The organism is Brumicola pallidula DSM 14239 = ACAM 615 (assembly GCF_000428905.1).
GTDB classification, from domain to species: domain Bacteria; phylum Pseudomonadota; class Gammaproteobacteria; order Enterobacterales; family Alteromonadaceae; genus Glaciecola; species Glaciecola pallidula.
On record NZ_KE386817.1, the window covers coordinates 39639 to 53680 of the forward strand.

The following is a 14042-nucleotide window of genomic DNA, read 5'->3' on the forward strand; positions in this document are numbered from 1 at the left end:
GTAACCCTGCGCTCGTTTCATTGTAATGAACCTCTCCCCCCCCCACCCCGCTTTACGGCTTTAGATATCTTCTATTATGAACAGATAATATTGTTGACCAATAACCCCTTGTCGGCAAGCAGTTGATATCCCAACTCCACACCTCATTCGCTTTTTTAGCCGGGTAACTCGTTGGCTTTTAATGGTTATTTATCAGCTTAGCTTTGCCTCGGTGGTGCGACATATTTTCAGCTTTTAATAGCCGGTAAAAATCGATTCTGAACTGATATACTCACCTCTGTCGGCTAATATCACTACAATTTAGCTTAGCAGTAATGAGGCAAAACATTCCTCATTACAAACGTTAATCACTGCTTTTTTACTCTCCAAACTTTCTTACTGACAAACTACTTTATTTAACTGGGCTTATTTAATATCGCTTTTTTAAATTGGCTTGAATGCCTTTAATAATCCATTAACGTTAACTCACCAATCCCTATTTATTTGTAAAATTAATTCAGGCGAAAACAATCCTGATACAGCGGGATAAAGTATTTCTACATTTTATATATAAGTAAAAATTTTAAACATAGTTCATATTGCTATAAATGGGAATTAACGGTTGATAGGCTATTATTTGAAATTTAAATATCAAATCCAACATAAATACAGTTCACGGAATCTTTTATATTGACCCGCCAAGTTTTTTTTGATATAAAAAACAGTACTGATTGTTTATTTTTATACAAAAATTCAGCTCTAATTAATATATTAAAATAGCTATCAAGCATAAACAAATTATAAGTGGGATATTTGAGTGATTTTAAATTTAACTGATGAAGAAAAGTGTTTCCATAAAGAATTGAAAGATTTTTTATCTCATGAACTTACACAAGACATTGTTGAAGAGAGTTTAAAAACAACAAGTGTATTTGCAGATAAAGATCTTGCTTTAAAATGGCAAAGTAAACTCGCGAAACAAGGTTGGGCAGCTCAGTTATGGCCAGAAAAATATGGCGGTATAAAATGGACGCCAATACAAAAATACCTTTTCGAAGTTGAATGCGCTAAAGCTGGAGCTCCAATGCTAATACCATTAGGTCTAAAAATGGTTGGTCCAGTAATTATAAAATTTGGAACTGAAGAACAAAAAGAACGTTTTTTACCTAACATACTTTCAGGTGATGATTATTGGTGCCAAGGATATTCTGAGCCGGGTTCAGGTTCTGACTTAGCATCGCTTAGATGCAAAGCTGAATTGAAAGATGGGAAATTTATCGTCAACGGTAGCAAAATTTGGACCACTCATGCTCATTATTCAAACTGGATATTCTGTTTAGTTAGAACTAAAAATACTCCTAAACCTCAGGCTGGTATTAGCTTTTTACTTATTCCTATGAATAGTAAAGGGATTACAGTTAGGCCTATTATTTCTATCAGTGGCGAGCATGATTTAAATGAAGTCTTTTTTGAAGATGTGCAAGTTGATACTAACAACTTGATTGGTGAACAAGGTCAGGGCTGGGAATGTGCCAAATACCTACTGACTTTAGAACGTGGCGCTAGTGTAGCTTCTGCTCGATTACGAAGTACATTAATAAGAATTAACAAATTAACCGAAACAGAGCAATTAGATTCAAAAAATAAAGTGAATACTAGTTTTTATGTAAAACAAAAACTTAATTCTTTAGACGCGAGGCTGTGTGCTTTCGAAAACACTGAATTTAGATTACAAAAACAAATAAATTCTGGGTTTGATTATGGATTTGAACCTTCATTATTAAAAACAGAGGCAACTGAATTAGAACAAGCACTAGCTGAACTAGCTGTGGAAGTGATAGGACCAAGAGCGCAAATTCTGGTTAGAGATAGCCTATCGCAAGCCTGGCCAAGTGCAACATCTGACGATGTCGATTGGGCATTACCTCGCTATCTTAACAGCCGTTCCGCGACGATTTACGCTGGCACTAACGAAATTCAACGAAATTTAATAGCACGATCAATTTTTGCTAATACGTGAGGTTTATATGTTTACTGATTTTAATTACGACAGTGAAATATCCAAAGAATTGGCGCAAACAGTATCGAAATATTTAATAGATAATAGTAATTTTCATTCGCATTATCAGTCAATAAAAAATAACACGGTTGATGCTTTAACTCACTGGGAAACTTATGCTGAACTTGGTTGGCTTTTAGCGCCCGCAAGAGATGAAAATAATGGGATTGGATGTACTAGTTATGACTTAGCTTGTATGCAAGTAGAAATGGGGAAACATTTAGCATTAGAACCATTCACTACTCATTGCCTTGCTGTTCAACTAATTGAATCATCTGACAATTCCACTTTAAAAGAAACAGTATTGCCATTAATGCTTGCTGGTAAAAATTTATGTGCTTTTGCAATTTTTGAACGAGCTAGTAGGTATTCATTAGATAATATTGAAACTGAATTTAAACAAAACAAAAATGGTAGCTTTAATATATGTGGTGTAAAACATTATGTAAGTGATATACAAAATGTGACACATATATTGGTATTAGCGCATGACAATCAAACTTCCGAAAAATGTTGGTTTTGTATACCGGTAAATCACTTAGGAATTAGTTTTAATTTCTATCTGGGAACTGACGATAAACCTATGGCTGACCTGACTTTCGATGTTAGAGAGTTAGATTCAAAATTCAAAATAAGTCTAAACACGACTGACCTTCAAGTAACACAATTATTAAATCAAGCTAACATTTTAAACAACGCAGATAGTCTTGGTTGCTGCATTCAATTATTAAATTTAACTGCACAATATTTACTTGATAGAAAGCAATTCAACTCATCTTTGTCGAGCTTTCAAAGCTTACAGCATATTGTTGCTGATATGTTTATTGCGCTACAACGAGTGTTATCCCTAACGTTTTATCAAGCACAAAGTGTAGACACACTTTTGACGGAGCATGCACAAGAAAGGATTTATATTACTAATGTTGAGCTATTCGAAAACACACAATTTATATTTGAGAAAGCAATTCAATTGCATGGCGGTATCGGTGTAACTGAAGAATTAAGCGTTGGTCATTTGGCAAAGCGTATCATCACTAATAATTGTAGATATGGTGATAAATTGTTCTTTCTGTCTCAGATAGAGTGATTTTTAAACCAACTGATATTAACCAATAAATTATATGAGGCAAAATTATGCAAGATAAAAAACCATCGCCGGGCCAAGCTCGCTGTCAAACAGAAAAATCAGTTAAGGAGTTATTAGATCAAGAGTCTAGAACTGCACCTGATATATTAGCTGATACATATAAATACCTTGGTAGTGAACCAATAAATAGTGAAGTTTTTACTTCACACAAGTTCTTACAAAAAGAGTATGAACTTATGTGGAGTAAAGTCTGGCAAATGGTCTGCCGAGAAGAAGATATCCCAGAAATTGGTAGTCATTTTGTATATTCAATCGGTACAAATTCTTTTTTAATTGTGCGTGGCGAAGATAATCAATTTCGTGCTTTTTATAATTCTTGTTTACATAGGGGGCGTAAATTAAAAACACAAAATGGCTGTTCTAAACAAATAAAATGTCCATTCCATGGATTTACGTGGCGACTTGATGGGGAGCTTAATAATATTCCCTTTGATTGGGACTTTTGCCACTTAGAAAATAAAAACATGTCGTTACCACAAGTAAAGGTCGAAACTTGGCAGGGTTTTTTGTTTATTAATATGGACGATAACTCGCCTTCTTTAAGAGAGTACCTTGGTGAAACAGATAATCACTTTGAGCGCTGGAATTTACAAAACTGCTCAAAAGTAGTTCATGTGAAAAAACGAATTAATTGTAATTGGAAAGTTGCAATGGAGGCGTTTATGGAAGCGTATCATAGTATAGCCACTCACCCCCAAATAATGACGTTCAGTTCTGATGCAAATAGCCAGTATGATATTGTATCTGAAAATGTAAGTAGAGCAATTCACAGCATGGGCGTACAAAGTGGATATTTACCCCCTGGCTCTGTTTCAGAACAACAAATTTTAGATACTTTGGTGTCAGGCTCTGGCCGTATAATAAATGACCAAAAAATTCTTGTGCCTGAAGGAGGCAATGCACGAGAAATATTGGCTGAAATTAGCCGTGAAAACTATGCCATTGAAGATGGTCATGATTATTCTCACGCCACAGATTTAGAGATGCTTGATGCATTAGTCTATAACGTCTTTCCAAACTTTTCGCCTTGGGGTGGTTATGTTCCAAATGTTATATATCGTTGGTTACCAGATGGCGATAATCCAGATTCATGTTTTATGGATGTAATGATTCTAAAACGTGTCAAAAAAGATACACCTAAACCTGCAGGTTGTCCTACCCATTTACTAAATGAAAATGAAAAGTGGTCCGATGCTGCAGAACTTGGTGCTTTAGGCCCGATTTTTGATCAAGATATGGGAAACATGCCTGTTGTTCAAGAAGGTATGCATGCGGCCAAACAAAAGCAAATTAATCTAGCTAATTATCAGGAAGTAAGAATAAGACACACTCACACTGTTTTGAATAAATATATGAAAGGCTGGAATGATAATAGCCAATAAATATTCTCATTCAATACGGTATTTGGCAGATTAGTGGAGTAAATTTTGAAAAAAATTATTATTATTGGTGGAAGTCACGCTGGTGTTCATGCAGCCTTCACCTTGCGAAATCAAATACCTGACGCCAAAATAGATATATTTAGCGATGAATCTCACTATCCATATCATCGCCCTCCACTATCTAAAAAGTCTCTACAAGAAGAATCTTGTTTGGATGATATCTTATTAAAACCAAAAGCTTTATATATAAAAAACAATATCACCTTTCATACTGATTCACCTGTAACAAATATTGATAGTCACAACTCTGTTATACACGCTCAGAATAAAAATTTTGAATATGACAAATTAATAATTGCAACTGGTGGAACTCCTCGAACTCTTGAAATAGATGGCGTAGCCAGTCAAGATATTTTATATATTCGTAATTTCGATGATGCACAAAAATTGAAAAATAAGTTATTAAATGCCCATTCAGTATTAATTATTGGTGGCGGGTATATTGGTTTAGAAACTGCCGCAAGTTTAAGAGTAAAAGGAAAAGATGTCACAGTAATAGAAGCGGCTAATCGAATATTAAATAGAGTTTTATGCCCAATTATGAGTGATTACTATCAGTCATATCACGAAAGTAAAGGTGTCAATTTTATAATTAATGACCAAATAGTGAATGCTAAAAAGCAAACGTCAGGATACCAGTTAAAGACAAAAAAGGGCGAAATGATATCTGCTAATATAATTATTGTTGGAATTGGAATAGTTCCTACAATAAAGTTAGCAGAAGAAATAGGCATTAATTGTAGTAATGGCATTGAAGTAAATCAATATTGTCAAACCAATATAGACAATATTTACGCGATTGGAGACTGTTCAAACTATTACCATGAGAGATATGGGCAAGCTTTAAGAATTGAATCTGTTCAAAATGCAACGGAACAAGCTAGAGTATGTTCATCTCATATATCTGGCAATCCATTTAAAGAGCCGGTTGTACCATGGTTTTGGTCTGATCAATATGACTTGAATTTAAAAATGGTTGGCTTAAACATTGGATATGAAGAAATAATAATACGTGGCGATATTAATAATCATAAGTTCACCTGTTTTTATATAGCCGAAAATAAAGTTGTAGCTGCAGATGCAGTCAACTCTCCTGGAGAATTTATGGCCGCAAAAATAATAATCACTAAAAATAAAAAAGTTGATCTTAATATTCTAAGAGATCAAAGTCTTTCAATATCAGAGGTAATGAAGCTATGGGAATTATAACATTTATTGACATTAATGGTCAGAGCAAAGAAACAATCCCCACTAATGAAGTTAATTTGATGCAATTAGCTGTTAATAACAATATTTTAGGTATTGATGCAGAATGTGGTGGTTGTTGCTCGTGCGCTACATGTCATGTGGTAATAAATAATAAACTTGATATTATTCCTAAAGCCCAAGGGGATGAATTAGAGCTATTAAATTTCGTGCCTAATAAAGAAGATAATAGTCGGCTTTCATGTCAAGTTTTAATAGATGAAACTTTGAACGATCTGATCGTAGAAGTGAAATCTGCTTAAAAAAATGTTGATTGTGAATTAAATTCTCATGCATTCTCAAAACATAATTCATAACGTATCCACTATATACGTTATGAATTAGATACTAAGATTGACTCTTCTTTTTGACGGAGCAATCGTCCTTTTACTGTTAGACCACTTAAATTAATTAGTAGGTCAACTTCATTTCAACATAAGTAATAATAATAAATTTTCAAGAATAAAGCGCTTAATTGGGTAATAATTGGCTGTTGGGACTGAAAAATAATTTTGTTGTCTAATTAAAGGAGTACCTAGTTAATTTACTTGGTATTAACTACCAAATCATTGAATATCATCTATATAAATCTGAGATTAATAAACAAGGAAAATATTGTATGAAGAGAACTAAATTATTACTCGCCAAGCAAAACACTTATGCAGATAAAGATACTTTTACCCTTATAGAGGAAAACATCGACAATTTAAAAAATGGTTATATTAGAGTAAGTGTCTCTTTAATATCTATAGAGCCAGCAATGAGTGGTTGGATTGTCAATAGAACAAATTATATGCCCACGCTTAATATCGGAGATATTATGCATGCTTTTGCAATTGGCAGTGTCATTGAATCTAACCATCGTAATTTTAAAATTGGAGACCGAGTAACAGGTAATTTAGGTTGTCAGACATTAGCTGACATTAATCCTGAAGAGACTGAATTAGACAAAACTATACCCTTAAATATAAGTGATGAACTCGCGGTAAGTGCCTGCGGTTTAACTGGTTTAACTGCATACTTTGGCTTACAAAAGATAGGTAATTTAAAAAAATCTGATACTGTAGTGGTCTCTGCCGCTGCGGGAGCCGTTGGTTCTATAGCAGGACAGCTTGCTAAAATAGTTGGCTGTCATGTAATCGGTATTGTTGGAAGCCAAGAGAAAAAAGACTTAATTATCGATGAGTTTAATTATGATAACGCTGTAAACTATAAAGCAGAAGACTTTAAAGAGCAATTAAACAAAGCAACACCTAATGGCATTGATGTCTACTTTGATAATGTCGGCGGACCCATTTTAAATTATTGTTTAGCGCGTTTAAATAAACAAGCAAGAATTGTTTTATGTGGTGCTATATCAAATTACAACAGCGATAAACCAATGACTGGACCAAGTAATTACTTTAATTTAGTATATCAAAGTGCTTCTATGCAAGGTTTTATCGTTCTCGATTATAAAGCTGAGTTCAATGACGCTAGAAAAATAATTTCATCCTATATAGATCAAAATAAAATTATATATAGAACCGAGGTTTTTGAAGGTTTAACGGCTATCCCGGATGCTTTACAGCACATGTTTGAAGGAAAGAATAAAGGAAAAGTGCTTGTAAAAGTCTAAATAAGCAGTCTGTAACTTATTCTGTGTAACTGCCACTAGTTAATGTGCTTCCCGAGACGTTCCTCGAGCTTAATGATAAAACGACTCATTCCCTGAGGCCAGTTATGAATTGGCATCGTCCACCTTTTCGATATCTCTTTGATAGCCAAGTACACCATCTACAAGTGCCGTCATTATTATCTCCATTGGTTAAAAATGAGGCGACAACAATCCTGACACAGCGGGGGTAAAAGGGTGTTCACAATCGCCGGAATATGCAACCTTCCCACCTTTTTGTACTTTCAAATCGTTTTAGTCGAGAGATCTAATCGCAAGGTAGGAAAATAGTTTCATTCTTATCCAGAGTTCAGGCTACATAAACAATTTATGTGCTGTAACCACCGTCAACGTTATAGCATCCCCCAGTACACAATTGACTTTCATCTGATAATAAAAACACCATCATTTGAGCGACATCTTTAGGTTTTGCTAGACGTTTAATTGATTGTCGACTAACTGCACCTATTTTTATTTCTTCGCCTAACTGTGCTGCTATGTCATTTATCATCCGACCTTCAATTCCCGTGGGGCAAACACAATTAACTCTCACGTTATTATCGCCCATTTCAAGACTCAAACTGCGCATAAGCCCAACAACACCATGTTTACTGGCAACATAGTTGGAAACAAACGGCGCACCTGTAATACCTCCCACTGAAGATGTTATTACAATACTGCCACCTTGCTTTTTAATTTCTTTAGCAACAGATTTTATGCCTAACCAAACACCAACTAAATTAACATTCAAAACAGAGGTAAAATCCTCAAGGTTCATATCTTCAATTGCGCTCATTTTCCCTGGTATAGCAGCATTGGCAACAAAACCATCGATTTTACCAAAATGCTTGATTGCGCAGTCAACCATTGCAATGTTTTCGGATTCTTGTGAAACATCAACCTTGATAACTTGTACTCGTGAACTGTCGTACTTTTGTTCAGCAAAATCTAATGCGGTTTGATTAATATCAGCAAGAACTAGATTAGCGCCATGGGAATAACACAAAGCGGTCAACGCTTGGCCAACATCTCCACAAGCACCTGTAATTATTATTGTTTTATTTTTTAATCTTGACATAATTCTACCTTATTGATAAATGGTAAACATATGATTAAAAGTCAAAAGAAGTAAATGGAGATTCATCATTACAACTATCATCATATAAACAAGAACTAACTAATTCTGAATCAAAAAATTCCCACAATATTTGAATTTTTACAATGCAAGATATGGCAATACCTTTGATTATATTTCGTACCATTTTTACTTAGGTCTCCATAATTGCAGCCACAAAATTATTTTCTATTCACATAAATTTAAATCGAGTACAGAATTTAAATTTAGATTATAAAATAATCTCGGAAATACAATTCTTGTTAATTCGGCTCGACTTACACAACCTGAGATTGGGGTTGAACCACTGATATTCACAACAACATCTTCCGCAAGAAGATTTAATAATTTATCTGAATAAAGTTCTGATAATGCCTTATAGAACTTATTTACAATAACAAGGCTTTGTTCTTTAACTGAGCTTTCATAGCATGTTGATTCCATACTTTTGCCCTTTCAAACCTTAGGTAAAAGAACCTTCGGTTAATTGTTCTATTGTTTCTGCTAAATGTGTCAAAAAATCACCTGCTGGTTGACCATCAATGGCACGATGATCGCAAGTAAGTGATAGTCCCATTGTATTATATTCTATACACACACCGTTTTTATCCAATTTTACCTGACTTTTTATTCTTCCAATCCCCAGAATTGCTATTTGAGGGGAGTTTATAATAGGTGTGAAATATGTGACTCGAGTTTGACCTAAATTACTAATAGTAAAAGTACCACCACTCATTTCTGAAGGTTTTAGTTGGTTATTATGAGCCCGGCTGATCAAATCTCTTCTTTGACTAGATATTTCTTCTAAACTTAAAAGATTAATATTATCTATCTTTGGTGCAGCTAAACCGCCTGCTATTGGCGTAGCTATTGAGATTGCATGATCATTTTTTAGTCTAATCTCGCCTTGCTCAATTGTGCCATTAAATATAGGGTAATGAGCTAAAGATTGACTAACGCACTTCAACAAAACGTCTTCAACTCCAATAGCAATTCCCCTATCTTTAAATATTTTACGAAAATTAAGCAGAGGATCAATCATCACATCAGTCATAAAACTTAATTGCGCTGACTGCTGTAAAGAGCTCATCATATTGTTTGCAATCATCCCTCTTAAACCTTTGAGAGGGATCACCTTATCAGGCTGACTCATAATCCGTATTCCTTAACTAATAGTAGCTATCTGTTGTCCTAATTGTACAACGTCTTCAGCTTCACTAATGATTGACAACTTACCAGATGTAGGCGCAATAATGTCTGATTGAATTTTTTCAACAATGACTTCGCAAATAGGATCTCCTTCAACCACCTCCGCACCATCTTTATAAATCCAACTTACTATTACACCTTCTTTATTTTCTTCCCACATATGTTCTGGAATAATTACTTTCATCATTTCACCTACTTCATTACGTCTAAAATTGCTTGTTTGATACGAGCCGATGTAGGCAGTACTTGCTGCTCCATTGGACGCGAATATGGAATTGTTGTATCAGGATTTGCTACTCTAATAGGCGCTGACTTGAACACATTAGGCTCTGATTCTATAACACTGGCAATGACTTCAGATGTAAACCCATAACTTTGATAGTCTTCATCAGCAACAACTAATCTGCCTGTCTTTCTAACTGAGTTAATAATGCTTTCTCTATCAAGAGGGACTAATGTTCGAGGGTCTATAACTTCAACACTGATGCCCTCTTTTTCTAATTCTTTTGCTGCATCCATAGCTTGGTGAACTGCCCAGCTTATTGCAACTACCGTAACATCGGTGCCTTCTTTTACTGTTCTAGCTACACCAAATTCAATTGTATATGGCTCATCAGGGATCTCACTCATTGAATCAGGGATAGGAGCGCCGAAAAAGCCAACACCTGACGTTCGTTTTTGGCCCATATAGACAACAAAATCATCACTTCTTATAGCTGCATGCATAAACCCTTTTGCGTCATACGCATTGGATGGGGCAATCACTTTCATTCCTGGCATATGTGCTAAACAAGCATGCAATGCTTGTGAGTGTTGTCCACCGTTGTTGTATCCACCGCCACTTCCCAACATCAACACCATCGGAACTTTAAATTCACCATTTGATAAATAATGATGTTTTGCAGCTAAGTTCACGATGGCGCTATAACAAACGCCAATAAAGTCGGCGAAAGCTAACTCAACAATTGGTCTCATACCTGCTATTGCGGCACCTGTTGCTAGGCCAATAAAGCCAGTTTCAGAAATCGGTGTATCTAGGATTCTGTCAGCACCAAAAATTTCGCCTAACCCGTCAGCAGTTCCAAAAACACCGCCAAACTTATAAACATCTTCTCCAAGCATAAAAACATTTTTATCGTTTTCCATTTCCCATTTTACGGCTTCTCGTCCAGCGCGTGCCATGGTTAAAACTCGATTATTAGACATGTTCATTTACCCCTATTATCTTTATACAAAATTACCAGTCAGTGCATTTTGTGCATCTGGCAATGGGCTCTTTATGGCAAATTCAACCGCTTCATCGACTTCATTTTTAATATCGGCAATGATAGAGTCAGCTTCGCTTTCCGTTATTACACCTTCATTAACTAACTTATTTTTATAATCAATAGTGCAATCTCTAAATGCTAATTTCTCTTCTTCTGGTACATAATGTTGGGGATCACCAAGCATATGACCTTGTAATCTATATGTTTTTAGTTCAAGAATAACTGGCCCTTTACCGCTTCTGGCGTATTCAGTAGCTTCTGTCATCTTATTATATATATCGTCAGGGTCATTAGAATCTACGTATAATCCAAGCGCATTGTAAGATGTTGCTCGATCACTATTTCTTGCAATAGCTGTAGATGCAGCTTTACTTACACTCACTCCCCAGTTGTTATCTTCAATAACACATATAAAAGGAAGTTTATAAACACCGGCCATATTCATTACTTCATGCCATGCTCCTTGGTTTACTGCTGCTTCTCCTAAGTAGCAAACGCCTATACCACCTTTACCTTGCATTCTGCTTGCTAACGCCATACCAGCTGCAGGACCCATGCCTTCTGCAATGATCCCACTAGAGCAAAATTTATGCTCTTTAGAATACAAATGCATATGACCACCACGTCCAGCTGATAATCCATTAGCCTTGCCCATAATTTCGCATAATATCTTTTTAACACAGATACCTCTTGCAATAGCCGTGTGATGGGGTCGATGTGCTGCAGTGATCCAGTCTTCTTGACCAAGTACAAAAACAGTACCCACGGCACAAGCTTCCTGACCATGTGAACTATGAATTTCGCCTGGGATCAAACCCGCAGCAATATCAAATACAGGTGTTTTATCTTTGTAGTAAAGCTCCATAATCCGATCATCCATATGCCTACTAGTGAGCATAGTCCGATACATTTTAACGCGTGTTTCGTTATCAGGTAACATAGTTTATTCCTAGATTGGTTATTGAATTATAATATTTTGTTTTTTTATCATATCCCTGAGAATATGTTTTTGAACTTTGCCAGACGGTGTTTTGGGTAATTCACTAACACATTCAATATGTTGTGGATGCTTTTGTTTCGCTAGTTCAGCACGTGTACACAACGTGCTAACATATTTTAAATCTATTGGTTCATCCGCTACGATATAAGCACAGACGGTTTCCACTAATCGCTGATGTGGTATTGAAATGACAGCGATTTCTTTGATTTTAGGATCTATTATCAGTACATCTTCAATCTCTTTAGCACTAATATTTTCTCCACCTCGAATAATTAAATCTTTTTTTCTTCCTGTTATTACAATAGCGTTATCAGGTGTTACAAATCCTAAGTCTCCAGTTTTAAAGTATCCTTCATTATCTATTGACGCATCAGTGTCTTCTTTAGAACTATAACCTAGCATCATAGATTTTCCCTTTACGAGTATTTCTCCCTCTTCGTTGAACGATAATTGATTGTTGTCTTCATCAACTATCTTTACGCCATAACGAAATATATTGCCATCAGTTGTTGCTGCTAAGCTTTTATCCTGAGGTTCAGTAAAGCCTAAGGTAACTATGGGTGTTTCACTACTGCCGTATACTCTTACCGCTTTGCATTTTCCTAAATATAAATTTGCATCATATATAATGTTAGGTGCAACTGCCGCGCCACCGCAAGCAAACAAACGTAATGCAATTTTTTGTTCAGGATCCGCTTTACAGATCTCGGTTAACTCTTGTAAAAAGGGTGTTGCTCCAACACAAATACTCGCACCTATTTTATTTATCCATTCCACTGCTTTATCAGCTTTCCATATCGCCATCATGGCTGAGGGTATTTTATGAGAAAATGGGAGCTCTAATCCAAATGTATAACCGGTTATATGGGTTATTGGTGAGGGCATAAACATCAAATCATGTTCATTCATAGACCAAAAATCAACACAGTTCTGCATCGCCCAGAACAAGGAGTAATGGCTGTGATATACGCCCTTTGGTCTTCCTGTAGTGCCAGATGTGAATAATAATAATTTTTTATCATTTATGTTTGCGGTATAACAATAATCGCACTTATCAATTACACGGTTGATAATTTTGCTAAAAATATCCTCATGAGAATTTGGCCTAATTATCATGACATCTTTTAAGTCAGTGAGCTCTTCTCTAGAGGATTCAATTAATTGTTCATAATTGTAGCTTCTAAAGGTTTCAGGAATAAAAATGCATTTTGATTTAGCCTCTTTCAACATGCAGATCAGCTCTTTACCTCGATATATTGGAACGATAGGATTGACAATCAACCCTAAAATTGAGGCTCCAATATTTATAATGGCCGCTTCGTGCCAATTGGGTAATTGGAAACTAATTACGTCACCTTGCTTCAAGCCAAGGCTATGTAAATAATCTGCACAAGCTAGGCTCTGGTTCCAAATTTTTCGATAGTTAAGTGAACCATGTTCTTCCGTATATATCGCGACATCGAACGGTGTTTTATCAGCTCTTAACTTAGCTGCTTGTGCTATAGTGTTAAACGGCCAAGGCACTGATAAATCATGTTCAAAAATACAATCTTTCATCAAAAATCATCACTCATTATTTAGGTATTATTTCGCCAGCCGATGTTTGAATAACAATTTTTCCGTTATCAACTATAAATGTATCGGTAGCATGCTTAATATCAAATCCATCAGACTCTGTACTCCAAGTGATATAAATTACATTGTTATGTACTGTTATATTTTCAATTTCCCATTGAGTTTTATTAGGAGGAATTATGTTAGTTGTGAATTCTTTGAGCATCTCTTCGATAGCATCTTTGCCTTCTAAAATACCTGCCCCAAAAATTAAAACGGCATCATCAGCATAATCTTCCATTAACTGGTTTATATCAGCCATTTTTAAAGCGTCTAAATGGGTTTCTATTAATTTATGGTTATCCATGATT

At 35.4% G+C, this 14042-nt stretch carries 14 protein-coding genes and 1 pseudogene; 6 read left to right on the forward strand and 9 right to left on the reverse strand.

Annotated elements, in window-relative coordinates:
- Window positions 1-63 precede the first annotated feature (63 nt).
- Window positions 64-357, reverse strand: a pseudogene (locus G399_RS21815) (IS3 family transposase); the annotation flags it as partial.
- Between the two features lie 439 nt (window positions 358-796).
- On the opposite strand from G399_RS21815, the gene G399_RS0117945 reads away from it, so the two are divergent.
- The 6 genes from G399_RS0117945 (at window position 797) to G399_RS0117970 (ending at window position 7490) form a co-directional block, all read left to right on the forward strand.
- A complete protein-coding gene (locus G399_RS0117945; protein ID WP_006011576.1) occupies window positions 797-1999 on the forward strand; it encodes an acyl-CoA dehydrogenase family protein in 1203 nt (400 codons plus the stop codon).
- A gap of 7 nt (window positions 2000-2006) precedes the next feature.
- Window positions 2007-3125, forward strand: coding sequence for an acyl-CoA dehydrogenase family protein (locus tag G399_RS0117950; protein ID WP_006011577.1), 1119 nt, complete (start codon window positions 2007-2009; stop codon window positions 3123-3125).
- Between the two features lie 47 nt (window positions 3126-3172).
- Window positions 3173-4567 (forward strand): aromatic ring-hydroxylating oxygenase subunit alpha, encoded by a 1395-nt coding sequence (locus G399_RS0117955; protein WP_006011579.1) that lies wholly within the window; start codon window positions 3173-3175, stop codon window positions 4565-4567.
- Window positions 4568-4612: 45 nt separating this feature from the next.
- The gene (locus G399_RS0117960) at window positions 4613-5836 is read left to right on the forward strand and encodes an NAD(P)/FAD-dependent oxidoreductase (protein WP_051288641.1); all 1224 of its coding nucleotides are present in this window, start codon (window positions 4613-4615) and stop codon (window positions 5834-5836) included.
- Window positions 5824-6135, forward strand: a complete 312-nt coding sequence (locus G399_RS0117965; RefSeq protein WP_006011583.1) for a 2Fe-2S iron-sulfur cluster-binding protein — start codon at window positions 5824-5826, stop codon at window positions 6133-6135. Before G399_RS0117960 ends, G399_RS0117965 begins: the two co-directional genes overlap by 13 nt.
- 356 nt (window positions 6136-6491) lie before the next feature.
- A complete protein-coding gene (locus tag G399_RS0117970) occupies window positions 6492-7490 on the forward strand; it encodes an MDR family NADP-dependent oxidoreductase (RefSeq protein WP_006011510.1) in 999 nt (332 codons plus the stop codon).
- Window positions 7491-7854: 364 nt separating this feature from the next.
- Here G399_RS0117970 and G399_RS0117975 read toward each other — a convergent pair whose 3' ends face one another.
- The 8 genes from G399_RS0117975 to G399_RS0118015 form a co-directional block, all read right to left on the reverse strand.
- Window positions 7855-8604, reverse strand: coding sequence for an SDR family NAD(P)-dependent oxidoreductase (locus G399_RS0117975; protein WP_006011511.1), 750 nt, complete (start codon window positions 8602-8604; stop codon window positions 7855-7857).
- Between the two features lie 225 nt (window positions 8605-8829).
- Entirely contained in the window at window positions 8830-9084 is a 255-nt protein-coding gene (locus G399_RS0117985; protein WP_026843862.1) for a hypothetical protein, read from the reverse strand.
- Window positions 9085-9103: 19 nt separating this feature from the next.
- Window positions 9104-9793 (reverse strand): 2-oxo acid dehydrogenase subunit E2, encoded by a 690-nt coding sequence (locus tag G399_RS0117990; RefSeq protein ID WP_006011512.1) that lies wholly within the window; start codon window positions 9791-9793, stop codon window positions 9104-9106.
- 12 nt (window positions 9794-9805) lie between these two features.
- On the reverse strand, window positions 9806-10036 hold the full coding sequence (locus G399_RS0117995) for a lipoyl domain-containing protein (protein ID WP_148277404.1): 231 nt from the start codon (window positions 10034-10036) through the stop codon (window positions 9806-9808).
- A gap of 5 nt (window positions 10037-10041) precedes the next feature.
- Complete coding sequence (locus G399_RS0118000; RefSeq protein ID WP_006011514.1) at window positions 10042-11055, reverse strand: alpha-ketoacid dehydrogenase subunit beta; 1014 nt, start codon at window positions 11053-11055, stop codon at window positions 10042-10044.
- Window positions 11056-11076: 21 nt separating this feature from the next.
- Window positions 11077-12057: a thiamine pyrophosphate-dependent dehydrogenase E1 component subunit alpha gene (locus tag G399_RS0118005; RefSeq protein ID WP_026843864.1), complete on the reverse strand. Its 981-nt coding sequence runs from the start codon at window positions 12055-12057 to the stop codon at window positions 11077-11079.
- An 18-nt stretch (window positions 12058-12075) separates the two neighbouring features.
- Complete coding sequence (locus G399_RS21030) at window positions 12076-13674, reverse strand: AMP-binding protein (RefSeq protein ID WP_006011516.1); 1599 nt, start codon at window positions 13672-13674, stop codon at window positions 12076-12078.
- A gap of 16 nt (window positions 13675-13690) precedes the next feature.
- Window positions 13691-14038 carry a nuclear transport factor 2 family protein gene (locus G399_RS0118015; RefSeq protein WP_006011518.1) on the reverse strand — a complete coding sequence of 116 codons (348 nt, stop codon included), beginning with the start codon at window positions 14036-14038 and terminating at the stop codon, window positions 13691-13693.
- Window positions 14039-14042 lie beyond the last annotated feature (4 nt).